Source organism: Bradyrhizobium sp. CB1717 (genome assembly GCF_029714325.1).
Classification (GTDB): domain Bacteria; phylum Pseudomonadota; class Alphaproteobacteria; order Rhizobiales; family Xanthobacteraceae; genus Bradyrhizobium.
Window position 1 is genome coordinate 4,013,002 of sequence record NZ_CP121666.1, and the last position, 23,450, is coordinate 4,036,451.

At 64.9% G+C, this 23,450-nt stretch carries 27 protein-coding genes; 11 read left to right on the forward strand and 16 right to left on the reverse strand.

What is annotated here, in order from left to right; genetic code table 11:
- Positions 1 to 11 precede the first annotated feature (11 nt).
- Positions 12 to 1,214 (reverse strand): FAD-dependent monooxygenase, encoded by a 1,203-nt coding sequence (locus QA649_RS18915; RefSeq protein WP_283025507.1) that lies wholly within the window; start codon positions 1,212 to 1,214, stop codon positions 12 to 14.
- Positions 1,215 to 1,233: 19 nt separating this feature from the next.
- Positions 1,234 to 1,479, reverse strand: coding sequence for a zinc-finger domain-containing protein (locus QA649_RS18920; RefSeq protein WP_007602543.1), 246 nt, complete (start codon positions 1,477 to 1,479; stop codon positions 1,234 to 1,236).
- A gap of 308 nt (positions 1,480 to 1,787) precedes the next feature.
- Between QA649_RS18920 and QA649_RS18925 the strand changes: the two genes are divergently transcribed.
- Both QA649_RS18925 and QA649_RS18930 read left to right on the forward strand, forming a co-directional pair.
- On the forward strand, positions 1,788 to 2,924 hold the full coding sequence (locus tag QA649_RS18925) for a hypothetical protein (protein ID WP_283025508.1): 1,137 nt from the start codon (positions 1,788 to 1,790) through the stop codon (positions 2,922 to 2,924).
- A 164-nt stretch (positions 2,925 to 3,088) separates the two neighbouring features.
- Positions 3,089 to 3,844 carry an alpha/beta hydrolase gene (locus QA649_RS18930; protein ID WP_283025509.1) on the forward strand — a complete coding sequence of 252 codons (756 nt, stop codon included), beginning with the start codon at positions 3,089 to 3,091 and terminating at the stop codon, positions 3,842 to 3,844.
- Here the strand turns inward: QA649_RS18930 and QA649_RS18935 are convergent.
- Complete coding sequence (locus QA649_RS18935) at positions 3,830 to 5,203, reverse strand: hypothetical protein (protein ID WP_283025510.1); 1,374 nt, start codon at positions 5,201 to 5,203, stop codon at positions 3,830 to 3,832. The genes QA649_RS18930 and QA649_RS18935 overlap by 15 nt on opposite strands.
- 276 nt (positions 5,204 to 5,479) lie before the next feature.
- Here QA649_RS18935 and cysE point away from each other — a divergent pair, with 276 nt between their 5' ends.
- Together cysE and QA649_RS18945 are read left to right on the forward strand one after the other, a co-directional pair.
- Entirely contained in the window at positions 5,480 to 6,304 is an 825-nt protein-coding gene (gene cysE / locus QA649_RS18940) for a serine O-acetyltransferase (protein ID WP_018647046.1), read from the forward strand.
- 121 nt (positions 6,305 to 6,425) lie between these two features.
- A complete protein-coding gene (locus tag QA649_RS18945) occupies positions 6,426 to 6,644 on the forward strand; it encodes a DUF3126 family protein (protein ID WP_007602550.1) in 219 nt (72 codons plus the stop codon).
- Positions 6,645 to 6,681: 37 nt separating this feature from the next.
- Here QA649_RS18945 and QA649_RS18950 read toward each other — a convergent pair whose 3' ends face one another.
- Genes QA649_RS18950 through QA649_RS18960 form a run of 3 tightly spaced genes read right to left on the reverse strand, consistent with a single transcriptional unit; the run spans position 6,682 to position 10,429 of the window.
- Positions 6,682 to 7,998: an FAD-dependent oxidoreductase gene (locus QA649_RS18950; protein WP_283025511.1), complete on the reverse strand. Its 1,317-nt coding sequence runs from the start codon at positions 7,996 to 7,998 to the stop codon at positions 6,682 to 6,684.
- Complete coding sequence (locus QA649_RS18955) at positions 7,995 to 8,300, reverse strand: ferredoxin family protein (RefSeq protein WP_283025512.1); 306 nt, start codon at positions 8,298 to 8,300, stop codon at positions 7,995 to 7,997. Before QA649_RS18955 ends, QA649_RS18950 begins: the two co-directional genes overlap by 4 nt.
- A 2-nt stretch (positions 8,301 to 8,302) precedes the next feature.
- Positions 8,303 to 10,429, reverse strand: a complete 2,127-nt coding sequence (locus tag QA649_RS18960; RefSeq protein WP_283025513.1) for a molybdopterin-dependent oxidoreductase — start codon at positions 10,427 to 10,429, stop codon at positions 8,303 to 8,305.
- 240 nt (positions 10,430 to 10,669) lie between these two features.
- Here QA649_RS18960 and QA649_RS18965 point away from each other — a divergent pair, with 240 nt between their 5' ends.
- A complete protein-coding gene (locus QA649_RS18965; RefSeq protein ID WP_283025514.1) occupies positions 10,670 to 11,524 on the forward strand; it encodes an AraC family transcriptional regulator in 855 nt (284 codons plus the stop codon).
- Positions 11,525 to 11,702: 178 nt separating this feature from the next.
- Here QA649_RS18965 and QA649_RS18970 read toward each other — a convergent pair whose 3' ends face one another.
- Together QA649_RS18970 and QA649_RS18975 are read right to left on the reverse strand one after the other, a co-directional pair.
- Positions 11,703 to 12,044, reverse strand: a complete 342-nt coding sequence (locus QA649_RS18970) for a cupin domain-containing protein (protein WP_283025515.1) — start codon at positions 12,042 to 12,044, stop codon at positions 11,703 to 11,705.
- A 340-nt stretch (positions 12,045 to 12,384) separates the two neighbouring features.
- Positions 12,385 to 13,092: a hypothetical protein gene (locus QA649_RS18975; protein ID WP_283025516.1), complete on the reverse strand. Its 708-nt coding sequence runs from the start codon at positions 13,090 to 13,092 to the stop codon at positions 12,385 to 12,387.
- Between the two features lie 222 nt (positions 13,093 to 13,314).
- Between QA649_RS18975 and QA649_RS18980 the strand changes: the two genes are divergently transcribed.
- Both QA649_RS18980 and QA649_RS18985 read left to right on the forward strand, forming a co-directional pair.
- Positions 13,315 to 13,644: a hypothetical protein gene (locus QA649_RS18980; RefSeq protein ID WP_283025517.1), complete on the forward strand. Its 330-nt coding sequence runs from the start codon at positions 13,315 to 13,317 to the stop codon at positions 13,642 to 13,644.
- A gap of 81 nt (positions 13,645 to 13,725) precedes the next feature.
- Positions 13,726 to 14,256: a gamma carbonic anhydrase family protein gene (locus QA649_RS18985; protein WP_283025518.1), complete on the forward strand. Its 531-nt coding sequence runs from the start codon at positions 13,726 to 13,728 to the stop codon at positions 14,254 to 14,256.
- A 2-nt stretch (positions 14,257 to 14,258) separates the two neighbouring features.
- On the opposite strand, the gene QA649_RS18990 is transcribed toward QA649_RS18985, so the two are convergent.
- Positions 14,259 to 14,423 (reverse strand): hypothetical protein, encoded by a 165-nt coding sequence (locus QA649_RS18990; RefSeq protein WP_283025519.1) that lies wholly within the window; start codon positions 14,421 to 14,423, stop codon positions 14,259 to 14,261.
- A gap of 93 nt (positions 14,424 to 14,516) precedes the next feature.
- Here QA649_RS18990 and QA649_RS18995 point away from each other — a divergent pair, with 93 nt between their 5' ends.
- Both QA649_RS18995 and QA649_RS19000 read left to right on the forward strand, forming a co-directional pair.
- The gene (locus tag QA649_RS18995; RefSeq protein ID WP_283025520.1) at positions 14,517 to 14,834 is read left to right on the forward strand and encodes a hypothetical protein; all 318 of its coding nucleotides are present in this window, start codon (positions 14,517 to 14,519) and stop codon (positions 14,832 to 14,834) included.
- Between the two features lie 103 nt (positions 14,835 to 14,937).
- Entirely contained in the window at positions 14,938 to 15,309 is a 372-nt protein-coding gene (locus tag QA649_RS19000; RefSeq protein WP_283025521.1) for a hypothetical protein, read from the forward strand.
- Between the two features lie 189 nt (positions 15,310 to 15,498).
- On the opposite strand, the gene QA649_RS19005 is transcribed toward QA649_RS19000, so the two are convergent.
- Positions 15,499 to 15,990, reverse strand: coding sequence for a hypothetical protein (locus QA649_RS19005; protein WP_283025522.1), 492 nt, complete (start codon positions 15,988 to 15,990; stop codon positions 15,499 to 15,501).
- Between the two features lie 358 nt (positions 15,991 to 16,348).
- Here QA649_RS19005 and QA649_RS19010 point away from each other — a divergent pair, with 358 nt between their 5' ends.
- Positions 16,349 to 17,317: an arginase family protein gene (locus QA649_RS19010; RefSeq protein WP_283025523.1), complete on the forward strand. Its 969-nt coding sequence runs from the start codon at positions 16,349 to 16,351 to the stop codon at positions 17,315 to 17,317.
- Here the strand turns inward: QA649_RS19010 and QA649_RS19015 are convergent, their stop codons facing one another.
- The 5 genes from QA649_RS19015 to QA649_RS19035 are packed head-to-tail and all read right to left on the reverse strand — an operon-like array spanning position 17,318 to position 22,223.
- Positions 17,318 to 18,055 (reverse strand): aspartate/glutamate racemase family protein, encoded by a 738-nt coding sequence (locus QA649_RS19015; RefSeq protein WP_283025524.1) that lies wholly within the window; start codon positions 18,053 to 18,055, stop codon positions 17,318 to 17,320.
- Between the two features lie 4 nt (positions 18,056 to 18,059).
- Positions 18,060 to 18,938, reverse strand: a complete 879-nt coding sequence (locus QA649_RS19020; RefSeq protein ID WP_018647069.1) for an ABC transporter permease — start codon at positions 18,936 to 18,938, stop codon at positions 18,060 to 18,062.
- Between the two features lie 2 nt (positions 18,939 to 18,940).
- Complete coding sequence (locus QA649_RS19025; RefSeq protein ID WP_283025525.1) at positions 18,941 to 19,900, reverse strand: ABC transporter permease; 960 nt, start codon at positions 19,898 to 19,900, stop codon at positions 18,941 to 18,943.
- A 4-nt stretch (positions 19,901 to 19,904) separates the two neighbouring features.
- Positions 19,905 to 21,194: a PotD/PotF family extracellular solute-binding protein gene (locus QA649_RS19030; RefSeq protein WP_026312631.1), complete on the reverse strand. Its 1,290-nt coding sequence runs from the start codon at positions 21,192 to 21,194 to the stop codon at positions 19,905 to 19,907.
- A gap of 42 nt (positions 21,195 to 21,236) precedes the next feature.
- Positions 21,237 to 22,223: an ABC transporter ATP-binding protein gene (locus QA649_RS19035; RefSeq protein ID WP_283025526.1), complete on the reverse strand. Its 987-nt coding sequence runs from the start codon at positions 22,221 to 22,223 to the stop codon at positions 21,237 to 21,239.
- 270 nt (positions 22,224 to 22,493) lie between these two features.
- On the opposite strand from QA649_RS19035, the gene QA649_RS19040 reads away from it, so the two are divergent.
- The gene (locus QA649_RS19040) at positions 22,494 to 23,201 is read left to right on the forward strand and encodes a GntR family transcriptional regulator (RefSeq protein ID WP_283025527.1); all 708 of its coding nucleotides are present in this window, start codon (positions 22,494 to 22,496) and stop codon (positions 23,199 to 23,201) included.
- Between the two features lie 14 nt (positions 23,202 to 23,215).
- On the opposite strand, the gene QA649_RS19045 is transcribed toward QA649_RS19040, so the two are convergent.
- Complete coding sequence (locus tag QA649_RS19045; protein ID WP_283025528.1) at positions 23,216 to 23,422, reverse strand: hypothetical protein; 207 nt, start codon at positions 23,420 to 23,422, stop codon at positions 23,216 to 23,218.
- Positions 23,423 to 23,450 lie beyond the last annotated feature (28 nt).

Genomic DNA, 23,450 nt, shown 5'->3' on the forward strand with positions numbered 1-23,450 from the left:
CTCCACCAGCCTCAGGGCCGCCAGCCGTAGATCCAGTCCTGCCGCGCCAGCATGCGGTCCGGGCCGAGCGCACGGATCGCAAGATCGCGCGCGATCGCGAGCGGCCCGCTGAAATGATAGATGCGGCCCTGCTGCCGCGCGGTCCGCTGCACCCGCCGCACGCGGGCCTGGCGCGCGGCGCCATATTGCTTCAGCGCGGCGGTGATGCCCGCGCTGCTCTCGGCGGCCTCGAGGCTCACGCGCTGCGCAAGCACGGCGGCGTCCTCGATCGCCATGCCGGCGCCTTGCGCGGCGAAGGGCAGCATCGCATGGACGGCGTCGCCGAGCAGCGCGACCGGGCCCTTGCTCCAGGGGCAGCCGTCGGGCACGCCGAACAGCGCCCATTTCCGCCAGCCGTCGACCGCGGATAGCATCATCCGCGCCGCCGGCGGCCAGCGCGGCGCGGCGAACGCGTCCATCACCTCGCGCGGTTCGCCGGGCGTGCTCCAGCCCGGCCTGTTCCAGGTGCCCGGCAGCACCGCGACCACGTTGATCTGGCGTCCGCCTGCGATCGGATAGGCGACGAGATGAGCGTTCGCCCCCATCCAGAGCTGCACCCGCCGGGCGGTGTAGTCCTTCGGCAGCTGCGTGGCATCGAACGTGCCGCGCCAGGCGATCAGCCCGGAGAAGCGCGGCTGCACCTCGGGAAACAGATGCTGGCGTACCGTCGACCAGATGCCGTCGGCCCCGATCAGGGCGCTGGCGAGATCGCTGCGGCGGATCGTGCCGCTGCGATGGACCACGGTCAGTCCCTTGGCATGAGGCGCGACGTCCTCGAAGGTTGCCCCCAGCTTCAGGTCGATATCGGGATGGTCGGCGACCGCGCCGGCCAGCGCGGATTGCAGATCGGCACGATGCACCACCCAATAGGGGGCGCCGGCGCGCAGCGAGGCTGCTTCGCCGAGCGGCATGCGCAGCAACTCGCCGCCGGCCCGCGCGCTCATGATCGAGACCGCCTCGGGAACGACGGCGCGCAGCTTGAGGCGCTCGGTGAGGCCGAGCTCGACCAGCACGCGGCTGGCATTGGGGGAGAGCTGCAGGCCGGCGCCGACTTCCTCGAGGCGCTCGGCCTTTTCCAGCACGACGATGCGGAAGCCGCGCGCGGCAAGCGCAAGCGCCGCCGTCAGTCCACCGATGCCGGCACCGGCGATGACAATCGTTCGGGAGAGCGCCACCCCTGACCGATGGACGCGGTCAGGCCACCTTGTCCTTCAGGACGCATTCCGGCGGGCGGGCTTCGCCCGCCTTCAGGTCGGCCGCGAAGCGGTACAGCGTCGAGCAGTAAGGGCAGATGATCTCGTTGTCGTTGCCGAGGTCGAGAAAGACGTGCGGATGATCGAACGGAGGGTTGGCGCCCACGCACATGAACTCTTGCGAGCCGATCTCGATGACGGGGACACCGGCATCGTTATGGAAGTGCGGGACGACATGGTCGGACATCGTAGTTCATCCTGGAGTGGCAGTGGCGGCAGACACAATCAACGCTGACGCGGGTATCTTTTGAGACGCCGCGGACCATACTGGGGGGTACGGATGATTGCTAGTCCAGTGGAACCGAAAGGTTGCAACTGCCCCATGCTCATTTGCTCATCCAAATTCGACACAATCTTGTCGCCCCAGAGAAGCCCTTCTTTCGTCGGGGACGTTGTGTCGCAATTTTGGCATACTATGTCTGTGAACGCGCGCAATTTGAGACGAAAGACGAATCATCGGGCGCCGATGAGCCAGGACCTTCCGGACTTTTTTGCATGAAATGGCTGCGAATCAGCACAGCGTTGACCGGTATTGCGGCTTGCAGCCTTTTGCTCGCGCAGGTAGCGCCGCGTGCCCGCGAGGCCGGTGCGGTCCTCGCCGCCCAGGACGATCCGCACCTGCTCTCCGAGCTCAGGCTCGACGCGCTGCTGCGGCAGAACGACCGACTGGTCCAGGACAACATCGAGGCCGCGCTCACAGCCGGCGACGCCGATCTCGCCGACAGTTTCGTGGCGCTGGCGCGCGATCGCAACATCGCGCTTCCGGACGACCTCCTCAATCGCGTGAGCGATGCGGTCAAGGCGGAGAACTCCACGTCGCATTTCGCAAAACGTTTCGCCACCGGCCTCGTCACCGGCAACGCCGACGATGTCGCGAGCCTGTCCGGAACCGTTGCCGGCGACCTCTTCGTGATTGGCGACGTCAGGGACGTCGTGCGTGAGGGCAAGCATCTGGCGATGGGCGAGGAGACCGACCGTCTCGTGCTGGGCCTTGCGACCGCGGGCCTTGCGGTGACGGCGGCAACCTACGTCTCCGTCGGCGGCGCAGCGCCGGTGCGGGCCGGGCTGACGCTGGTGAAGGATGCGCGGAAGGTCGGACGGCTCGGCGAAGGGCTCGCTGCATGGGCCGGCCGTTCGGCACGCGAAATCGTCGACACCCCGATGCTGCAGAACGCGGTCGCCAAGGGTTCCGTGTTCCGCCCGGGCGAAACCGTCAGCGCGATCCGGGCCGCGTTCCGGGCCGAGAAGGCGGGCGCGCTGGTCCGGCTCGGCAAGGACGTCACGCGCGTGGCCGGGAAGACCGGCACGCGCGGTGCCATGGACACGCTGCGGATTGCCGAAGGCCCCAAGGACGTCGCGCGCGCGGCGCGGCTGGCCGAAGCGCAAGGCAGCAAGACCCGTGCGATCATGAAGCTGCTCGGGCGCGGCGCGCTGCTGCTCGTCGGCGGCGTGTTCGATCTGGCGATGTGGCTGTTTGGCGCGGTCTTGACGCTGTTCGGCCTGTTGTCCTCGATCAAGGCCACCACCGAGCGCCTGACCCAGGCCTGGTGCGACCGGAAACGTGCGCGGCGGCTCCGCCGTGCCCAGATCGCCGCCGAAGCCGCTCTGGCGGATGCGGCCCTTAAGGCCTAAAGCGCGACGAGATTGAGGTCATTCGTCGACCCGCCTGGGCTATTGTTTGGGCATGATCTCCGCGCAAGCGCGTTCCGCGTTTGCCGCGAGGAAAAACCGCTGCACACTTTTCCGGATCATGCTCTAAGATCGCTTGTCCCCCCTCAAGACCTCTGGAACTGATGATGCCGAGCTTTCACAACGGCGCCGTTGAAATTGCCTATCTCGACGAAGGCGAGGGCGATCCGATCATCCTGGTGCACGGCTTTGCCTCGAGCAAGAACGTGAACTGGGTCTATCCGACCTGGGTCTCGGAGCTGCGCAAGAACGGCCGCCGCGTGATTGCGCTCGACAATCGCGGCCATGGCGAAAGTGCAAAGCTCTACGAGCCCGCGCAATATTCGATTCCGACCATGGCCGGCGACGTGCTGGCGCTGATGGATCATCTCGCGATCCCGCAGGCCGATATCATGGGATACTCCATGGGCGGACGGATGACGGCCTGGCTCGGCCTCAACGAGCCGCAGCGCCTGCGCTCGGCGATCCTGGGCGGCATCGGCATCGGCGGCCTGATCGAGGGCACCGGCCCCGGCGAGAACGTGGCGAAGGCGCTGGAAGTGCCTTCGCTCGACGACGTCACCGATCCCGTCGGGCGCACGTTTCGCGCGTTCGCCGATCAGACCCGGTCCGACCGCAAGGCGCTCGCCGCGTGCCTGCGCGGCACGCGCGATCTCATGACGAGGCAGGAGGCCGCGCGGATCGAGGTGCCCGTGCTGATCGCGGTCGGCTCCACCGACGACGTCGCGGGATCCGCCGGCGCGCTCGGCGCCATCATCCCCGGTTCGGAAGTGCTCGACATCCCGGGTCGCGATCACATGCGCGCGGTCGGCGACAAGGTCTACAAGACCGGCGTGCTGGACTTCCTCTCACGCCGCAGCTGAGGGTTCGTCCGCCGGCTCGGGGCCCAAGCGACGCGACAGGGCCATCAGCACGACGAACGTCGCGACCCAGGCCATCCGCGCGCCGTAGCGGTCGTGCGGGCCGGAGATCACGGCGCAGATGAAGGCATTGCCGAGCAGCGCCAGCGTCACGGTCCCCGCCAGCAGCGTCAGGTCGTCGAGCCGGCGGTTCGCGAGCCCATGCGCGAGCAGTACGACCAGCGCCAGCATCGAGGCCAGCGCGACGGGGACATGCAGCCAGTTGATGTAGTCGAAATCGACGCTCCAGTGCTGCTGGCGCGCGGCGCGCATCGGCGCGACCTGCGCGGGGATGTAGCGCTCGATGATCCCATAGGTGTGCGGGATCCAGCCATTGGTGCCTTCGCCGGTCGCCACATGCAGCAATTGCTGTCCCATCGCGCGCAAGGCCGCGCCGGCCTGCCAGGCCGGATAGTCGGCGAGTGAATGCACGACGATGTAGCCCATTTCGTCGTTCATGCCTTCGAAGCGGCCCAGCGTGTTGAACATGCTCTTGCCCCACAGGAACTCGTCGGCGGTCGCCGGCAATTGGTTGCGATAGGGACAGAGCTTGAAGTTTTCGCGCGGGCAATGGTCGTTGAGAAACCGCGTGACGATGCCGTCCTGCATCATGCGGCCGAAGGCGACGCCGTAGCCGCCGGGCGTCCAGGCCCATTTCCCCGACAGCGCGTGGTTCGCCGACACCAGCATCAGGCCGCCCACGACGATGGTCATGCTCGCCTGCGCCAGTCCTGCGCGCGGAAGCCTGCGGCCCAGGAACGGCCGCGCCATCCAGCCCGCGACACAGAGGCCGAGCAGCACGCCGAGCGTGGCGCTATGGGTTGCGGCGGCAAAGGCGGCGAAGCCGAACAGCGAGATCTTTTCGAGCGTTGATGTCCGTTGCCCGCCGATGACCAGCAGGAACAGCGACAGGATCGAGAGCCCGGCGAAGATGTCCGTGAGCAGCATGCTGGCGAGCCAGGGCAGCGCCGTCGACACCATGAGGATCAGGCTGATCGCAACGAAGCGGGACGTCTGCATCAGGCCGAGCACGCGCAAGGTGAGTTGCAACAGCCACAGCGCGGCCAGCGACTGCACCGCGAGGTTGATCCAGAAGCCGAAGCTTTCGCCATAGTGCAGATAGAGGCCGAACACGGTGGACCGGCTGGGGACGAGATAGCCTTCGTACCAGCGCGCCAGATAGCCGCCGGTATCCCATTGCAACAGCGGATAGCCGTTCCAGAACGCCGGCGCGATCATCAGGAGGGGCAGGGTGACGGCCGCCAGCCGCAGCCAAAGCGATCCCGCGGCGCCTACGCGCAATTGTTCGGTGGTGATGCTCAAAACCGCTCCGTCGTCGTCCGGACCCAGCCCGCAATAAGGCTTGGGAGAGAATTCACCAATAGTTTGACGCGCCCCGGCTTGAATTTGGCAAAACCCTGACCACTTTGAGCCAACCTTGTCGCCTGGGGGCGCCAGAATAAATCGTTGTGTTTCAAGGCGTTGGCATGCTTTCGCGGGGCAAGGTGCTGTTCACTCTCAGGCAAGCCGGTCAGGACTTTGTCGTCTAGACTGTGCTATAGAGCCCGCAAAACGAGCCAATTCGAAAGAGCAAATCCCATGGCAGTGCATCAGGTCAATCCGGGAGGAAAGCTCGCATCGCTCGATCCGATCTGGGACCGGATCCGGGGCGAAGCGGAGGACATCGTCCATCGCGAGCCCGAGCTTGCGACCTTCATCTACTCGACGGTGCTGCATCACAGCCGCCTCGAGGATTCGGTGATCCACCGTCTCGCCGACCGGCTCGATCACTCCGCGCTGTCGGGCGATCTCGTGCGCCAGACCTATGACGAAGCGCTGCGCGACGATCCCGATCTCGGCAACGCCTTCCGCGCCGATCTCGTCGCCGTCTACGATCGCGATCCCGCCACCTCGCGCTTCATCGATCCCTTGCTCTACTTCAAGGGCTTCCATGCCATCCAGACCCATCGCCTCGCGCACTGGCTCTGGCTGAAGGGCCGCAAGGACTTCGCGTATTATCTCCAGAGCCGCGCCTCGGCGGTGTTCCAGACCGACATCAATCCCGCTGCGCGCATCGGCCGTGGCATCTTCCTCGATCACGCCACCGGTTTCGTCTGCGGCGAGACGGCGGTCATCGAGGACGACGTCTCGATCCTCCACGGCGTCACGCTCGGCGGCACCGGCAAGGAGAACGAGGACCGCCATCCCAAGATTCGCCACGGCGTGCTGATCGGCGCGGGTGCAAAAATTCTCGGCAACATCGAGATCGGCCATTGCGCGCGCATCGCGGCGGGCTCGGTCGTCGTGAAGCCGGTGCCGCACAACGTCACGGTCGCCGGCGTGCCCGCCAAGATCGTCGGCGAAGCCGGCTGCGCCGAGCCGTCGCGCACCATGGATCAGATGATCAACGCGATGGGGCTTTGATCTCGAGTTAAGGGCCGGATTCTCCGGCCCTTGCCGTCCCCAAATTCTTTGGCAATTCATGCTGGCGGTTCGTCGCGTCTCGTCCTAAAACCCGCCGACCAATTTTGATCGGAGACTTGCCGTGGACGTCAAAGAAGTCAGAAAGCTGGACGCGTATCTGAAGCGCGTATTCGGCAATCCCAAGATCCGCGTCGTGCCGCGGCCGAAGAAGGATGATTCCGCCGAGGTCTATATCGGCGAGGAATTCATCGGCGTGCTCTTCGTCGACGACGAGGATGATGATCGCTCGTTCCAGTTCCAGATGGCGATCCTCGAGGACGATCTCGTCGATCAGGAATAGATGCAAGCTCTGTTCGGTGCAGTGACCCCGTTCGGGGTCACGCGCCCACTGCTGCGAGCATGTCGGGGATCGTGACGAATTTCTCTCGCGGCTTGCCGAGCAACGCTCCCCTGCATTTCTCGGCCGTATCGATCGTCATCCAGTCCGGATAGCTCACGATCCGTGCGACGCGGTTGACCACGCGCGAAAGCAATGCCTCGGGCGTGTCCGAACGCGTCCGCCGGTGGACGAGATCGGCCAGGACGGCCTCTGCAGTGGCGATCCCGCAGCCGCGATTGGTGCCGATCGTGCCGCTCGGCCCGCGCTTGCTCCATCCGCAGACATAGAGCCCATCGATCACCGAACCACCGTTCGCGACACGTCCATCCATGTTGGCATGGACGCCGCGATCGTCATCGTAGGGAACGCCGGCGACAGGCGTCGTTCGTCGGCCGACGCTGCTGAAGACGAGGCCGCAAGCGATGTCCTCGACGGCGCCTGACCGCTGCCTGAATGAGACCGTTTCGACCCGGCCGCGACCCTTGATCGCGAGGGGCGACAGGCCAAAGCGAACGAGACAGCGCCGTGGCTTGGTCACGGCATGCTGCGAGAAGCCGCGCAGCAGCGCCAGCTTTTCGATCAGCTCCGGATCTCCGGGGGGCTGCGGTTCGAACTCGTCCGGCGCGACGTCGCGGCCGTCGACAGCCGTGTCGCATGCGCCGAGTTCGAGGAAGTCACGCAATTCCTTCGCGCTGAATTTCGCCTGCGCCGGTCCGCCGCGGCCGATGACATGGATTTCGCGAATCCGGCTCTCCGCCAGCACATCGAGCGCGTGGCGCGCGATGTCGGTCTGGCGCAGCTCGTCGGCTGTCTTGGCGAGAATGCGTGCGACGTCGAGCGCGACATTGCCATGACCGATGACGATCGCAGCCTCATGGTCGAAATCGAACTGGAGGTCGCGGAATTCCGGGTGGCCGTTGTACCACGCGACGAAATCACCTGCGCTGTGGCTTCCGGGCAGAGCTTCGCCCGGAATGCCGAGAGGTCGGCTCAGTTCGGCGCCGGTTGCAAGCACGACAGCGTCATAGGCCTCGCGGAGCTCGCCGACGGAGACATCGTCTCCGACTTTGACGCCGCCGATGAAACGAAAGCCAGGCGCTTTCGCGATCCTGTCGAAGGCCATCGTGACCTGCTTGAGCTTTGGATGGTCGGGGGCAACGCCGAACCGCACCAGCCCGTACGGCACGGGAAGCCGTTCGAACATGTCGACGGTCACGGGCGCGCCCGAGCGCAACAGGGCCTCGGTCGTGTAGAAGCCGCTGGGTCCGCTGCCGACGACGGCGATACGCAGTTCGCTCGCAGCAGAACCCGTCATCGACCCAGTTCCAGCTTGCGCGCGTCGGCGCCCGGCAGCGGCGCAAGACGTGCGCTGATGACGGGAGTCTCGGCCGCGCGTTTCCGATTGACGTCGATCCAGTACTTCTTGTCCGCGGCCAGGCGATAGTCCGGCTCGATCGCGCCCACCGGACAGGCCGGTGCACAGCCGCCGCAGTCGATGCAGTTTTCCGGATCGATATAGGTCATGGCGTCGTCGACGTGAAAACACTCCACCGGGCAGACCGTGACGCATTCGGTATATCGGCAGCCGCGGCAATTGTCGGTGACCACATATGTCATCGTCAGGCCCCGCTGACCTGAACGAGGATGTCGGAGAACGTCGGCGCGCGGCCGAGGTCGGCGAAGGCAGGCGGCGTCAGCACGTGAACCGTCGCGCCTCTGCGGTTGGACCGCTGCCAGTAGCCTGATGGCGCCACCACGACGCCCGGCATGATGTCGGGCGACACGGTAGCGAACGCCTCGAACGAGCCGCGATCGTTGAACACGCGGATCGGGGCGCCCGCGACGATCCCGCGCTTTGCCGCATCGTCCGGGTTGAGCAGCACCGCCTGCTCCTCGCCGGCCTGCGCAGTCTGGGCCGGCAGGTTGCCGTAGTTGGAATTCAGGAAGGCGTGGCTTTTCGGCGAGATCAGGCTGAGCGGGTACCGCGTTGCGAGCGCGGGAGCGTGGCGCGCGTTCTCGTTCGGCGGGATGTAGTGGGGCAGGGGATCGACCGGCGCGCCATCCTGGTCGCCGTTGTAGCCCTGGCGAAACAGCGGCACCACGAAGTTGCCGCCGCCGGCGATCGTCGACTTGAACTCGCACTTTCCGGACGCCGTCGGAAAATTGCCCTCGCGATGCGGCGCCCAGTCGGCGGGCGCCGGCATGTTGAGGCGCACATAGCCCTTGGTCTTGACGTCGTCGAGCGTGATGCCGGCGAGCACCGGATTGCTCCAGTCGAGCGAGGTCTCGATCATCTCGTCGTCGGTCCGGAAGAAGGCGGCGTCCGTCATGTCCATGGCGCGCGCGAGCCGACGGAACAGCTCGGTGTTGGAGACGGCTTCGCCGAGCGGCTCGATCGCCTGGTTGTTGTAGGAGAGATAGAGATGTCCCCAGGAGAACATGATGTCCTTCTGCTCGAGCTGGGTGGTCGCGGGCAGAACGATGTCGGCATATCTGGCGGTGTCAGTCAGGAAATGCTCGCTGACGACGGTGAAGAGGTCTTCGCGTTCGAGGCCCTTTTCGAGCTTGCCCTGCTCGGTCACCATCGCCATCGGATTGGCGTTGTAGACGAACAGCGCCTTGATCGGCGGGTCGAAGCCGAGTTCGCCCGTGAGCGCCGCTCCAAGACGCCAGGAATTGAGCACACGCATCTTCTCTGGCTGAAGGTCGGGACGCATCAGGACGTCCCATCGGACCGGGAACGCCCAGATCGGCAGCTGGAGCAGGCCGCCGCCGACATGCTTCCAGGCGCCGATCAATCCGGGCAGACACGCGATCGCGCGCACGGTCTGGCCGCCGCCGGCATGCCGCTCGACCGCGACGCCGATGCGCACCACGGCGGGCGGCGTGGTCGCAAATTCCCTGGCCAGCTTGACGATGTCGCTGGCGGGAATGCCGGTTTCCTGCGCAGCGAATTCGGGCGTGTAGGTCGAGGCGCGCTCGGCCAGTTCGTCGTAGCCGACGGTGTATTTGTCGACGTAGTCGCGATCGACCAGATTCTCCTTGATGATGACGTGGATCATCGCCAGCGCGAGCGCAGCGTCGGTGCCGGGCCGGATCGGAACATGCCAGTCGGCGAGGCGCGCGGTGCGGGTGCGGACGGGATCGATCACCACGAGCTTGGCGCCGGCCTTCTTCGCCTGCTCGATGAACGGCCAGTGATGCGAGTTCGTGCTCAGCGTGTTGCAGGCCCACAGGATGATGTATTTCGAATGCACGAAGCTCTCGGGGTCGACACCCGGCGTGTGCCCGATCGTCATCATGTAGGCTGTGCATGAGGCGGAGTCGCAGAAGGTGCGCTCCAGAACGGTCGCGCCGAGCTTGTTGAACAGAGGATCGCCGACGTTGAGCCCGTTGATGATGCCCTGCGTGCCCAGATAGCTGTAGGGCAGGATCGCCTGCGCGCCGTGCTCGGCGATGACAGATTTCCAGCGCGATGCGATGGTCTCGAGGGCCTCGTCCCAGGAAATCCGTTGAAACTGCCTGGAGCCCTTCGGACCGACCCGCTTCAGCGGATTGAGAACGCGCTTGTCGCTGTAGACGCGCTCCTCATAGTTGTTGACCTTGACGCAGAGCCGTCCGCGCGTGAACGGATGATCCGGATTGCCGCGGACCGCGATGGCCTTGCCATCCTCGACCGTGGTCAGGATGGAGCAGGTGTCCGGGCAATCGTGGGGGCACGCGCCGATGACCGTGGTCCGGGCCATGGATCTCTCCGTTTCCTGATTCAAGACGGCCGAGGATGCGGCGGCCGGGCGCGGTCTGGCTTTTCAAAATGTGCGGTGTTGTTGTCCCGGACTGCTTTCGGCCGGTGGACGCACTGCCGGATCTCTGGCATGGTAATTGCTGGACCCGGCAATACCTTTCTACCCACACATCGCGTGATCTGGCGGAGATTTCCGATGGGTATGCTTGGCAACTCTGTCGATAAATATGTTACCGGCAGAATGCTTCAGACGTCCAACGACCGGCGGTGGGGAAGCCTCCTTGCCGAGCGCTGGAGCCATGAGCCGGGCGATCTTCCCCCGCAATTGCCGCGCGACACCGAGATCGCGATCCTGCTGCGCGGCAGCTCGGTCGTCGACCGCGAAGGCGCGGGCATGCGGCAGCGCACCTTTGGCCGAAAAGGCACCGTGTGGCTGTGCCCGGCCGGCATCCGCGAGGATTTCATCCGCGTCGAGAACCAGATGCAGGAATGCCTGCATCTCTTTCTGCCCGGCAAGCCGTTCGACGACACCATGCTGAGGGATCTCGATATCGACCCGTCGGGGATGTCCATCCGCTACGAGAGTATCGACCGGGATAGCTTCATCGAGCATGTCGCGGAAAGGATCCTTGGCGAGCTCGCGCAGGAGACATCGACCGGTCGTCTCCTGGTCGAGAGCCTCGGACGCGCCTTGTCGGCGCATCTCGTGCACACCTATTCGGCCACGTCAGTCCGGTTGAAGCAGTCCTATGCCGTCCAGAAGCCACTCGATGCCAGGCGCCTGGTGCGCGTGACCGAGTTTATCGACGCATCCGTCGAGCGCGATTTCACGGTGAAGGATCTGGCATCGGTGGCGTGCATGAGCCCGGCGCATTTCTCCCGCAGCTTCAAGGCCGCGACCGGCGCCGCGCCGCATGAATATGTGAGCCGTCAGCGTCTTGATCTCGCCAAGCGGCTCCTGTCCACCAGCGATCGCCCGCTGGTCGACATCGCCTATGCCGCGGGATTTTCGTCGCAGGCCAATTTCAACCGCGCCTTCCGCAAGGCGGTCGGGACGACGCCGAGCCTGTATCGGGCGAAGAAGGGCCGGGACTGAGAAGTGTGCCGATCAACGCGCAGATGTCGGGTTTTTGGTGCGAAGCATATGCTCGATCTGAGTCTTGCCGCTTGTGATCCAAAGCGGTCCTCATCCACGGCGGTGCATCACCGTGCGCGGATGCGGACCAATAGACTGGTCGATCTCCGCACTCGGCTGATCCGATTGCGATAAGCGCTCACTCGAAATGGACGGCGAGCCAGACCGTTAGCTGTTGCGGCTCCGTCCACTCGACGCGATGGCGTTTCCTTGCAGGGATGAAGACGTAATCCCCCACGCCCAGCGATCGTGCGGCAAGCTCATCTTCGAACTGCAATGTGGCGCGCCCTTTCAGCACGATCACCCACTCGTTCCACGCCTGGTCATACCAGAAGCCCGGCGGACTAGTTTGCCCCTGCGATACAATGCGCTCGATCTTCAAGCCAGGCCGCGCGAGGATTTCGCTGAACGCCTCTTCCCCCATGTTGGCGGCCGAAACATCCGCCACATCCGCGAATAGATTGCCTGGCTGGATTGTCATCGATATTCCCACGCGTTTCCAGAGCCGAATTACCTACAAGCCCACGTAGCGCCCCATTCCGAGTTCGAGGTGAACGCGAGCTTCGACCAGGAGGGCATCGACGTCACGATTACGTCTCGAGGCGAGGCGAGTGCTTCACGGCAGTGACGTTCTTGCCCGGTCTCCGAACGGGGCGTTCGTCCGGCAGCGCGTCTAATGCCGAGACCGCTGGATAATGCCATTATGCCCCTGTTTTGCCCGACGGGTCAATTTGACTTCGACAAATACGAAGTCATGCCAGGCGCCTGGCTACTGTGCATGGGGTTGTTTTCGACTTTTTTGTCGGGGAGCTCCGCCGCGCTCAGCTCTTCGGCCCGCGCAATTGCGCCGTCAGCTTCTCCATTGCCTCGGCCACCTCGCGCCATTGCGACAGCCAGCTGCGCGGAAAGCGGAAGGTGAGGTCGGCACCGCCGACGCGGCGCTCGGAGAGGCACATGCCGGGCGTCGCCGCATCGCGCGTGCAGCGCGCGGTCAGCGCGGGGCTTGCGGCGGAGTAGAGATCCTCGCTGCCATAAGGTGTGTCGGCGCGAAACATCCGCATCGTCAGTCCGTCCTCCGGCTGGATCGCGGCCCGGTCGAGATAGCGCGGATAGATTGTCGCCGTTCGCTGCTCGGGCGAGAGCGCATCGTGATGGGCTGCGATCGACAGGAAGATGCGGTCGATCGATTGCACCGCCGTCTCCACCGTGTCGGCGGTGACGTGCTTGGGCGCGCCGGGCGACTCCAGCGAGGGATAGAGGAAGTCGAGATCGATGCGCTCCTGCGGCCCGGAGTGCCGCTGGATCTTCATCCGGATCGCAGCCACCGGCAGGTTGAACAATGTGCCGCCGACGCTCACCGGCAGCTTGTCCGGGGCGCTGGCGCCGCCGGCTCCCCAGGTCGGCCACAACAAATAGGCAACCAGCGCGACCGCGCTCAGCGCGGCAGCGCCGCCGAGCACGATCGGGACGACGTGCGCCCAAGTGCGCGTCCTGGAGGACCTGAGGGGAGCTGCCGAAAACATCGTCATGATGGCGCGCGTAAAGACCCGAAGTCGGCCGATGGCCGACGAATCAGCGGCGAATATGCCATGCGGCGGCGAATTCGCGCAGCCTTGCCGGCCGCGGGGAAGGGAGAGGGCCCTGCGCGGATCGACCGGCGCCGTTAACCTTCTCTTAAGGATAATGTAGCGTTAACCGGCACGATTTGTCACAGGAAGGCTCCGGCGTTGCGTAAGTGCGGACAGTTTCCGATGACACCTGAAGCCCTCAATTCCTTCTTCTCGATCTGCATCGGTTTCGCGCTCGCCGGCGCCCTCGTGAACGGATACCAGGCGGTCGCGCAGCGGCCCGCCGGCTTCGGCCTGTTGCAGGACGGGGTCGCGCCGAGGACCTTCGCGGCGGTGCCGTTCCTGGTGTTCGCCGCGCCCTTCATCATCATGCGCAACACGCTGCGCGGCATGCGGGTGGAAAGCCGCCGCGTCGAATTCGTGATGATGGCGACCGTCATCGCCGGCTTCTGGAGCATGATGAGCGGCACCTTCTTCCTGATGACCTTGCGCGCCGCCGGCGTCCTGACCTGACGCTCGCTTTGCAGGCCGCGCGGCACTTTGCGTCGGGGCCGCCGTTTCGCTATGGCTGGGTCAACCTGACAGGAGACCTTGATGGCGATCTACGAGCTCGATGGGCAGGCGCCCGAACTTCCCGCCGACGGCAACTATTTCATCGCGGAGACCGCGACCGTGATCGGCCGCGTGCGCCTGAAGCCGGGGGCGAGCGTCTGGTTCGGCGCGGTGTTGCGCGGCGACAATGAGTGGATCGAGATCGGCGAGGGAGCCAACGTGCAGGACGGCTCGACCTGCCACACCGATCTCGGCTTTCCGCTGGTCATCGGCAAGAACTGCACCGTCGGCCACAACGTGATCCTGCACGGCTGCACCATCGAGGAGGGCGCGCTGATCGGCATGGGCTCGATCGTGATGAACGGCGCGAAGATCGGCCGCAACAGCATCGTCGGCGCCGGTTCCGTCATCACCGAGGGCAAGGAGTTTGCCGAACGCTCGCTGATCATCGGCTCGCCCGCGCGCGTGATCCGCACGCTCGACGACGCCCAGGTGCAGAGGATGGGAAGCGCGGCGAAGTTCTACGTCGCCAACGGCCCGCGCTTCAAGAAGGGCTTGAAGCGGATCGGCTGAGCTCAGCCTCCCTCGGATTCACGCGCTTCGATCGCGCCCGCAACCCTCTCGTGGCCGGCGGCCCAGAGCGCATGCTCGTCGCTGCCGTCCGCATATGGATTGGCTTCCGCCGGGATATTTTCGCGCGCGGCGCGCTCGCCCTCTGCAAAGGGATCGCGATCGGTCATCGTGATGGGCCTCCTCGCTTTCAAGCCGATGTGACGGCATTGGTTCCGGAACGGGTCCTGGTCGGGACCGTTGACGGATAAAGGAGCACCCCAATGGCCCCACCGCGCGCAAACGCTTCAATGAAGACGTTGGTCTTGATCCTCGGTCTCGCGGCGATGCCGGCCGTATCCTTCGCGCAAGCGACCGGCGGCTCTTCCGGATCGACCGGCAGTTTGTCGGGACCGACCGGAGGTGTCGCCAACGCGCCGGCGCCGCCGCCCGGCACCAACAGCCTGGGTACGGCTCAATCATCGGGCCCGGGCTCCGGATTGACCACCGGCTCCGGCACCGGTGGTGCTGCCGACGCCACCGTCAATGCCGAGAACCGGCAGCTCGACAAGAAAATGAAGAGTATCTGTCGCGGCTGCTGATGCTCGCGCGGAAGTGAGACAGTGTGGCTGTCCCGATTGCCCCGACGACGCTAGCTTGATCCCCGCTTGAAGCGTGGAGCGTGTCCACGCGGAGGATCGAGTGATGTTACGTAAGACGATGATGGCGGCGCTGGCCGTCGCGGCGGTCGGGCTGTCGATGCCGCAGGCGGCCCAGGCGGGGGGCGGTTTTGGACATGGACATGGCGGCGGCTTTCATGGCGGTGGTGGCTGGGGCCATGGCGGTCACGGCCATTGGCATGGCGGCGGCTTCTGGCCTGGTGTCGCCATCGGCGCGGGCCTCGCCGGCGCCGGTTACTACGGCGCCTATTACGGTTATGGCTCCCCGTATTACGGCGATCCCTACTATTATGGTACCGGCTATGACGATGGCGGTTACGGCGGCTGCTACGTCGTACGCAAGCGCGTGATGACGCCTTCGGGGTGGCGATACCGTCGCGTCGACGTCTGCGAATGAGGGTGGAAGATCTGTCGACCCACTAAAAAACAAGGCCGTTGACGCAGTATACCGTCAACGACCTTGCCAGCCCCGGATATTGAAATCGGCTCACGCCATCCGGTGACGGCCAGCATCGCGCGGAATCATACGGGCGAATGTGATCCAGTTCACAAGTGGAGAAATTAAAGCCGCGGGCGAAAGGCCAGTTCAGCCGCGCGAGCGCTTGCGCGCGCTGGCATGACGATAACGCGCCGGTTTCCTGCGGGTAACCGAGGGCGTTTCGGCCTCGGTAGCGCGGGCGCTGGCGAAAGACTGGCGCAAGCCGTCGATGGATTCGTTCAGGGTCGTCACCTGCTCCGACAGGCGCTTGGTGTCAGCTTGCTGGGCCGCGAGCAGCCGCTTCACGGTCTGGAGCTGGTCCTGCACGACCTGGAGCTGGTCGATCGATTCCTGCTGGGTCGCCTCCAATCCCTTGGTCTTCTCGACCAACTGCTCGGAGGCCTGGGCGGTGCGGGCCTGCAGCTGCCGCGATGCCACCACCCGGTCGGTTTCCGGCGCTGAGCCGGTATAGGCACGCCAGATCGCGATCGAAGTCACGCCGGCGATCAGCAAGAAAAGGGCGACGGCGGTCAGCGCGATGGGCTGGGCGCCAAGCCGAAGCAGGGGGGTGGGCCGTGTGTCCTCCACGAGATCGATCATCGCTGACAAAACCCAAATTGAAACTTGGTGAGTGGCGAAGACCGGCAGCCAGAAAGGGCGACCGGGATGTCCCGAAAGTGTTACTATTCGGCAACAATTGGGACCAAAAAGAGGCTAGGGACCAAAAAAGGTATGGACAGGGCCCTTGGCGCTTCCTTGTGCGGGTCAGGGGAACCGACAGCGTCCGTCCGATCCGGCTCCGACGAGGCGTTGATCAGGACTGGGGGGGTCTTCGCCGGCACCATGCTCCACGTCGTTGGTCAAGCGCGCGCCGGGCGACAGCGGTCGGCGTTGGCGTCGCGCGGCAGCTCTCCCATTACCATAGGAACTGTTCGGGGACGGATGCACTTCCCGGTTCATGTCGATGGACAACAAGCAGCAAGGCCGCATCCCCGCCACTTTCCTTGGTGTCCCGGCAGCCGGACAACAGGCGTTGTCCGGCGCCGATATCGTGATCTTCGGCGCAGCCGAGGCGACGCCGCACTTGCCGGGCCAGGCCAGCCATGCAGCTCGTGCGCCTTCCGCCCTTCGCGACAGCACACGGTCGATCGCGTCAGATCCGTTGCGGTGGGATTTCGATCAGGATGGACCTCTGCTCTCGCCCGAACTGCGTGTGGTCGATCTTGGTGATCTCGCAACGAGCCCGGCAACGCCGTTGGAGAACCGTGCAGCGATCACTGCCACGACGGTGTCCATTGTGAAGGCCGGGGCCGTGCCCGTGCTGCTCGGCGGTGACGATTCCGTCCCGATTCCCTTCTTCGCCGCTTTCCAGCCCTGCGGTCCCGTCACCATCCTGCAGATCGACGCACATCTCGACTGGCGCGACGAGCGTGGTGGTCTCAAGCACACATTCTCGAGCACGATGCGCCGCGCCAGCGAAATGCCGTGGGTCGAGCGGATCATCCAGGTCGGGCAACGCGGTGTCGGCGGCTCGCGCGCCGGTGATCTTGCTGACGCGCGCGCATGGGGTGTGCATTTGTTCGACGCCGCATCGGTGCGGCGGCATGGCGTGCAGCCGATCGTCGAGCAGGTCGTGCCGGGCAGCCGCTGTATCGTCACACTCGACTGCGATGGCCTTGATCCCGGCGTGATCCCTGCGGTGCTCGTTCCCCAGCCCGGTGGCCTCGGCTATCTCGACGTCGTCGAGCTGCTACATGGCGTTGCCGGGCGCGCGAGGATCGTAGGCTTTGACCTCGTGGAATTGGTGCCCGATGCTGATGTCAGAGGCCTTGGCGTCCTCGCGGCATCCCGTATCTTCTGCGTCGCCCTGGGATGCATCGGACGTCAGCAGTTGGCGTCAAGGGAACGCCGCCCGGCAGCGGGGTGACTAGGCTTCGGGTTGGAACAGTGAGAACGGCCCGGAGTAGGTCTTCGGCCGCGGCGCCGCGTAGGGGCCGAGCCGCGACGTTGTCAGCCCCAGCCGCACCAGCGACTCCGCCAGCGTCACCGCGGCGGCGACGCCGTCGACCACAGGCAGGCCGTGGGTTACGGCAAGCTCAGCTGCGAGATCGGCCATGCCGGCGCAGCCGAGCACGATGGCCTCGGCACGATCGTCACGGATGGCGGCGGTGATCTCCGCCGAGATCTTGCCGAGCGCGTCGGTGTTGCGCTCCTCGAGCGCGAGCACCGGGACCTCGGCGGCACGGACGCGGGTGCAGCGCTCGGCGAGGCCATACTTCTTCAGATTATGTTCGATCGGCACGATGGAGACACCGAGCGTCGTCACGACGGCAAAGCGCGCTGAGATCAGGCTCGCCATGTGGAAGCCGGCCTCACCGATGCCGATCACCGGCGCTTTGGCGGCGGCGCGCGCGGCATCCAAGCCGGTATCGTCGAAGCAGGCGATGATGTGGGCATGCGCGCCCTCGCGATCGGCCTCGCGGATGCAGCCGAGCATGCCGGGGACCGCAAAAGCCTCGTCGTAAAAGCCCTCGATCGAGACCGGGCCCATCGCGGGCTGGCGCGCATCGATGACGGTGTCGGGCAGGGCAACGCTGCGTGCCGCAGCGGCGATCTTCGCCGTCATCGACGCCGTTGTATTGGGATTGACGACGTGAATCCGCATCAGATCAGACGAGCCCTTTGCCGGCGTCCGAGCCCTTGGCCGCCTGCCGCTTGTTGAGCACGTGGATGGTGCCGAGCGCAAGCGTGATCACTGTGAACGAGACGGCCGAGATCACGGTGCCGAGCGCGTAGATGTCGGGGTTGGTCACGGTGGTGGTGAGACCCTGGAGATCGAGCGGCAATGTATTCACCGCGCCGATCGCCTGGCTGGAGCGCGCCAGTTCGTCCCAGGACAGCGTGAAGCCGAACAGGCCGATACCGATCACCGAGGGCAGGATGATCGGCAGCACGACATGACGGAAGGTCTGCCACGGCGTCGCTCCGAGATCGCGCGCGGCTTCTTCCAGCCGCGGATCGAAGCGGTTGAAGATCGCGAACATGATCAAAAGCCCGAACGGCAGCGTCCAGGTCAGGTGCGCGCCGAGGCCTGAGGTGAGCAGGCCCATCGAGGTCTCGAAATTCTCGTTCCAGTGTGCCTTGATCAGATCGTCGATGATGCGGAATTCAAGCGAGATGCCGAGCGAGGTGATGATCGATGGCACGATCAGGCTCGCGATCGCCGAATAGAACAGGATGCTCTGCGCCTTGAATTTTCTGCGGAAGGCCATGCCGGCGGCGACCGACAGCACGACGGTGACGATCATCACGATCACGCCGAGCAGCAGCGAGCGGCGGAAGGCCGCGCCGAGATCGACGATGCCGGTGCCCTGAAACAGCTTTGCGATCCAGAAGGTCGATACGCCGTTCATCGGGAAGGTGAGGCCGCCCTGCGGCCCCTGGAACGACAGCACGTAGATCGCGATCATCGGCCCGTAGAGAAACAGCACATAGGCCGCGAAGAAGACCGCGAGCACGTAGAAAGAGCGCGGACGTCCTTCCTTCATGCTCAGAGCTCCTTCTTGATGTCGACGATGCGCGACATCATGGTGATGATGAGGAAGGTGATCGCGAGCAGGATCACGGCGTTGGCCGCGGCCGCGGGGAATTGCAGCGCGTTGACACGCGTCTCGATGATCTTTCCCGCAGCCGCAATCTGCTGGCCGCCCATCACGCCGATCGTGATGAAGTCGCCCATCACGATGGTAATGACGAAGATCGAGCCGATCACGATGCCGGGCTTGGCCAGGGGAATGACGACGTTGACGAGGGTCTGGAAACCTGTGGCGCCGGCGTCATAGGCGGCCTCGATCAGCGACTTGTCGATGCGCACCATCGAGTTGAAGATCGGCACCACCATGAAGAAGGTGAAGAGGTGGACCAGCGCCAGCACCACGGAGAATTCGGAGAACAGCAGCCATTCCAGCGGATGGTTGATCAAGCCGGTCTTGACCAGGCCGGAATTGACGAGACCGTTGCGGCCGAGCAGCGGGATCCAGGCGATCATGCGGATCACGTTGGAGGTCCAGAACGGGATCGTGCAGAGCAGCGACAACCCCATCTGCCAGGTCTTGGACTTGACGTGGAAGGCGAGGAAGTAGGCGACCCAGAAGCCGATGAAGAGCGTGATGGCCCAGACCATGAAGCAGAGTTTTAGCGTCTTCAGATAGGTCTTGCCGATCGTGCAGAGGTCGGGGAGCTGCGCGATGCAGCCCTCGAACGTGTCGGTGTAGCCGCGGCCCGAGAAGGCCGGCAGCAACTGGTATTCGTTGTAGTCCCAGAAGGATACGATGACGACGAACACCAGCGGGATCAGGAAGAAGGCGAGAAACACCAGCATCATCGGCCCGGCCTGGAGCCAGGAGATGAAGGACGGCGACAGGCGCGCCGCTTTCGCGGCGCGCTTCGTCTCCGATCCCCGGACGAGGTCCGGGGATGCCGGATGCAGGATGTCCTCTGACGTGTCCATCAATTTAGGCCGCGATGAACTCGTTCCACTTGCGGACCATGTAGTCGTTCTCGTCCATCACGGCGTTCCAGCAGGCGACGCCACCCATGCGGTCCTCGTAGGAGCCGCCGTCGCGCACCGCGCCGGCCTTTTCCAGCAGCGAACCGTCCGGCGCCTTGATGTCCTTCTCGGCCGGCTTGCCTTCCATCCAGTACGCCCACTCGTACGGCTCCATGTGTGCCTTCGCGGTGGAGAGCACGGCGGAGTAGTAGCCCTGGCGGTTGAGATAGGCGCCGGCATAGCCGGACAGGAACCAGTTCACGAACTCATAGGCCCATTCGAGCTTGGCACCCGACACGCCCTTGGAGACGCAGAAGCCCGACGCCCAGGAGCGATAGCCTTCCTTGAGCGGCTGGAAGGTGCAGGGGATGCCCATCGAGCGCACCTTGGTCACGGCCGGCGACCACATCGACTGGATCACCGTCTCGCCTGATGCCATCAGGTTCACGCTCTCGTTAAAATCCTTCCAGAAGGCGCGGAACTGGCCGGCCTTCTTGGCCTCGGTCATCACCTTCATGGTGAGATCGATCTCTTCCTTGGTCATGTTGCCCTTGTCGGCATATTTGTACTTGCCGGTGGCTTCCACGACCATCGCGGCATCCATGATGCCGATCGAGGGGATGTTGAGGATCGAGGCCTTGCCCTTGAACTCGGGATTGAGCAGCTCGGCCCAGGTGCTGATCGGCCGCTTGATCAGGTCGGGACGGATGCCGAGCGTGTCGGCGTTGTAGACGGTCGGGATCAGCGTGACGAACTCGGTCGCCGACGTCGCGAACTTCTTGGAGTCCTTGCCTTCGAGATAGAGCACCTTCCAAGGTGCGGTGCCCTGGCCGCCGATCTTCTTGCCGCCCGGCGTCTCGCCCTTGGTGAAGACCGGCGTGATGTTGTCGAATTCCTTGATCTTCTTGGCGTCGAGGGCAAGGATGTTGCCCGACGGCACCAGCTTCTTCAGCGAGAAATATTCGGTGTCCAGCACGTCGAAGGAGTTCGGCTGGGTCATCACGCGCTTGGTGACGTCGTCGGTGGTCGCGGTGATGTATTCGATCTTGATGCCGGTGTCCTTCAGGCACTGCTTGGAGATGTCGTCGCCCTCGTTCACGGCGGTGCCGAGATAGCGCAGCACCTTCGCGTCGGCCGACTTCACATAGGGAAAGCCGGTGATGGCGCCGGAGCCGGCGGCAAGGCCGGCGAGACCTGCGGTGCCCTTGAGCAGCGTGCGGCGGCTGACGCCCTTCGTCCTGGTGGTCTCGGTCATATCAGTCACTCCTCTGTTGCGCATTCCAGTGATCGATCGGCGCTATTGCAGGCGCTGCGCCTTGGCGGGATCCCAGGTCGCCAGCACGCGATCGCCCGGACGGAACGGGTGAACGTCGAAGGTGGCTTCCGGAACGTGGGAGAACAGGGCGGTGCCGTCGTCGAGCGTGAGCGAGACGGCGATGTAGGAGCCCTGGTACTCGGTCTGGGTCAGCAGCGCCGGCGCGCCGAACGCACCTTCAGTGATCGGCTTGATGCCGAGCTGGTCGGCGCGCACGGCGATGAGGTTGCCGGCGTCGCTGAGGACGTTGTGGCCGCCGATGAAGCGGGCCACGAATTCGGTGCGGGGATGGTGGAAGATGTCGCGCGCCGAGCCCTGCTGCTCGATCTTGCCCTGGTTCATCACCACGATGTGGTCGGCGAGCGCCATCGCCTCTTCCTGGCCGTGGGTGACCTGGATGAAGCTGATGCCGAGCTCGCGCTGCAGCCGCTTGAGCTCGCCGCGCATCTTCACCCGCAGGAACGGATCGAGCGCCGAGAGCGGCTCGTCGAGCAGCAGGATCTGCGGCTCGGTGATCAGGGCGCGGGCGAGCGCCACGCGCTGCTGCTGGCCGCCGGAGAGCTGCGCCGGCAGCCGGCCTGCATAGGGGCTCATGGCCACCAGCTCCAGAAGCTCGCCGGCACGCTTGTGGCGGGTCGGCTTGTCGATGCCGCGCATTTTCAGGGCGAAGGCGACGTTGTCGAGCACGGAGAGGTGCGGAAACAGTGCGTAGGACTGGAACATCATTGCCGTGCCGCGCTTGGCGGGCTCGAGGTCGGTGACGTTCTGCGCGCCCAGGATGATGTCGCCCGCGCTGACCGCCTCGTGGCCGGCGATCATGCGCAGGGTCGAGGTCTTGCCGCAGCCGGAGGGGCCGAGCAGGCAGCAATAGGTCCCGGCCGGGATCTTCAGGTTGACGGTATCGACCGCCAGCGTCGTGTCGTAGCGCTTGGTGACGGCGACCAGTTCGAGAGCGGCGGGAGTGGCCATGGCGTGTCCGAGGAAGGGCGATGCTTGCGGCTCTCTCCGCAAGGTCCGTGCCAACAGGCCTCGGTCGGCAAAATCCCCAAACTGTGCAGCGGAGTCAGATCGTTAGGTCGAATCCGGCGTATCCGGGGCGTCCGCTGCCTGGGCAGTCATCTGCACACAAAACGGGCGAAGATTGTATAAAGTTTCGCCTGTGATTGGATACAGCTCGTCGACTAACATTCGAGGCCGAACGTTCGCCGATCGAGCCTCACACCCAACACCTCTAAGCAAATGGCCGCCAAGACCCGCCAAAAACCCGAAGCGCCGGACGCGAGCGATCGCGTCAGCCGTATCAGGGAGGGTGTGACCGCGGCGATCCTTGAGCACCGTCTGCTGCCGGGCACCAAGCTCGGCGAGGACGAGATCGGCGAGATCTATGGTGCGAGCCGTACGCTGGTGCGTACCGCGCTGCAGCAGCTCGCGCATGAGGGCATCGTCAATATCGAGAAGAACCGCGGCGCCTTCGTCGCGCGCCCGACGCCTGCCGATGCCCGCGAGGTGTTCGAGGCGCGCCGCCTGATCGAGCCCACCATCGTGGACCACGCGATCGACGCGGTCTCACCGGCCTGGCTCGATCGGCTCGGCCAGCATCTTGCCGAGGAGCGCGAAGCGGAATTGCGCGGCGACGCGCGCGCCTCGGTTCGCCTCTCCGGCGAATTTCACAAGCTCGTCGCCGAGATGAGTGGCCACAGCATCTATCTCGGTTTCCTCAAGGAGCTGATCGCGCGCTCCTCTCTCATCATCCTGCTCTACCGCCGCCACGACACGCCCGCCTGCGGCACCGATCATCACGCCGGCATCGTCAGCGCGATCCGCAAGCGCGACAAGCAGGCTGCCCGCGCGCAGATGCTGTCGCATCTGAACGAGATCGAAGCCGAGCTGTTCCTGAAGGATCCTGCCGCCGACGAGCTGCGGCTCGCCGACGTGCTCGGCGCCTGAGCGGCTGCCGTCTGTCAGGACGGACGTTGCTGATTTCGCCTGACGATCTTGAGCACCAGCAATACGGCTCCCAGCGCAAGAAACAGGACGCCGACCAAGGTCGTGCTGTCGGATTCGAACGTCACGCCGACGGCCGTCAGCAGGCATCCCAATATGATTGCGAAGAGTCCACCGAGCTTCTTGGCCAGCAGAACGTGTCCGTCACTCGTTTGCGCCACCATGTCACGCCTCGCCATTCCGTTGCTACAG

Excerpts from the sequence above, each read along its gene's own strand:
- QA649_RS19030 (WP_026312631.1), bottom strand. The coding sequence starts at position 21,194 with ATGACCGAGACCACCAGGACGAAGGGCGTCAGCCGCCGCACGCTGCTC.
- QA649_RS19000 (WP_283025521.1), top strand. The coding sequence starts at position 14,938 with ATGTTACGTAAGACGATGATGGCGGCGCTGGCCGTCGCGGCGGTCGGG.
- QA649_RS19025 (WP_283025525.1), bottom strand. The coding sequence starts at position 19,900 with ATGGACACGTCAGAGGACATCCTGCATCCGGCATCCCCGGACCTCGTC.
- QA649_RS18930 (WP_283025509.1), top strand. The coding sequence starts at position 3,089 with ATGCCGAGCTTTCACAACGGCGCCGTTGAAATTGCCTATCTCGACGAA.
- QA649_RS19015 (WP_283025524.1), bottom strand. The coding sequence starts at position 18,055 with ATGCGGATTCACGTCGTCAATCCCAATACAACGGCGTCGATGACGGCG.
- QA649_RS18970 (WP_283025515.1), bottom strand. The coding sequence starts at position 12,044 with ATGACAATCCAGCCAGGCAATCTATTCGCGGATGTGGCGGATGTTTCG.
- QA649_RS18955 (WP_283025512.1), bottom strand. The coding sequence starts at position 8,300 with ATGACATATGTGGTCACCGACAATTGCCGCGGCTGCCGATATACCGAA.
- QA649_RS19045 (WP_283025528.1), bottom strand. The coding sequence starts at position 23,422 with ATGGTGGCGCAAACGAGTGACGGACACGTTCTGCTGGCCAAGAAGCTC.
- QA649_RS19040 (WP_283025527.1), top strand. The coding sequence starts at position 22,494 with ATGGCCGCCAAGACCCGCCAAAAACCCGAAGCGCCGGACGCGAGCGAT.
- QA649_RS18995 (WP_283025520.1), top strand. The coding sequence starts at position 14,517 with ATGGCCCCACCGCGCGCAAACGCTTCAATGAAGACGTTGGTCTTGATC.
- QA649_RS18965 (WP_283025514.1), top strand. The coding sequence starts at position 10,670 with ATGCTTCAGACGTCCAACGACCGGCGGTGGGGAAGCCTCCTTGCCGAG.
- QA649_RS19010 (WP_283025523.1), top strand. The coding sequence starts at position 16,349 with ATGTCGATGGACAACAAGCAGCAAGGCCGCATCCCCGCCACTTTCCTT.
- QA649_RS18990 (WP_283025519.1), bottom strand. The coding sequence starts at position 14,423 with ATGACCGATCGCGATCCCTTTGCAGAGGGCGAGCGCGCCGCGCGCGAA.
- QA649_RS18950 (WP_283025511.1), bottom strand. The coding sequence starts at position 7,998 with ATGACGGGTTCTGCTGCGAGCGAACTGCGTATCGCCGTCGTCGGCAGC.
- QA649_RS18920 (WP_007602543.1), bottom strand. The coding sequence starts at position 1,479 with ATGTCCGACCATGTCGTCCCGCACTTCCATAACGATGCCGGTGTCCCC.
- QA649_RS18980 (WP_283025517.1), top strand. The coding sequence starts at position 13,315 with ATGACACCTGAAGCCCTCAATTCCTTCTTCTCGATCTGCATCGGTTTC.
- QA649_RS19035 (WP_283025526.1), bottom strand. The coding sequence starts at position 22,223 with ATGGCCACTCCCGCCGCTCTCGAACTGGTCGCCGTCACCAAGCGCTAC.
- QA649_RS18975 (WP_283025516.1), bottom strand. The coding sequence starts at position 13,092 with ATGACGATGTTTTCGGCAGCTCCCCTCAGGTCCTCCAGGACGCGCACT.
- QA649_RS19020 (WP_018647069.1), bottom strand. The coding sequence starts at position 18,938 with ATGAAGGAAGGACGTCCGCGCTCTTTCTACGTGCTCGCGGTCTTCTTC.
- QA649_RS18985 (WP_283025518.1), top strand. The coding sequence starts at position 13,726 with ATGGCGATCTACGAGCTCGATGGGCAGGCGCCCGAACTTCCCGCCGAC.
- QA649_RS18960 (WP_283025513.1), bottom strand. The coding sequence starts at position 10,429 with ATGGCCCGGACCACGGTCATCGGCGCGTGCCCCCACGATTGCCCGGAC.
- cysE (WP_018647046.1), top strand. The coding sequence starts at position 5,480 with ATGGCAGTGCATCAGGTCAATCCGGGAGGAAAGCTCGCATCGCTCGAT.
- QA649_RS18925 (WP_283025508.1), top strand. The coding sequence starts at position 1,788 with ATGAAATGGCTGCGAATCAGCACAGCGTTGACCGGTATTGCGGCTTGC.
- QA649_RS19005 (WP_283025522.1), bottom strand. The coding sequence starts at position 15,990 with ATGATCGATCTCGTGGAGGACACACGGCCCACCCCCCTGCTTCGGCTT.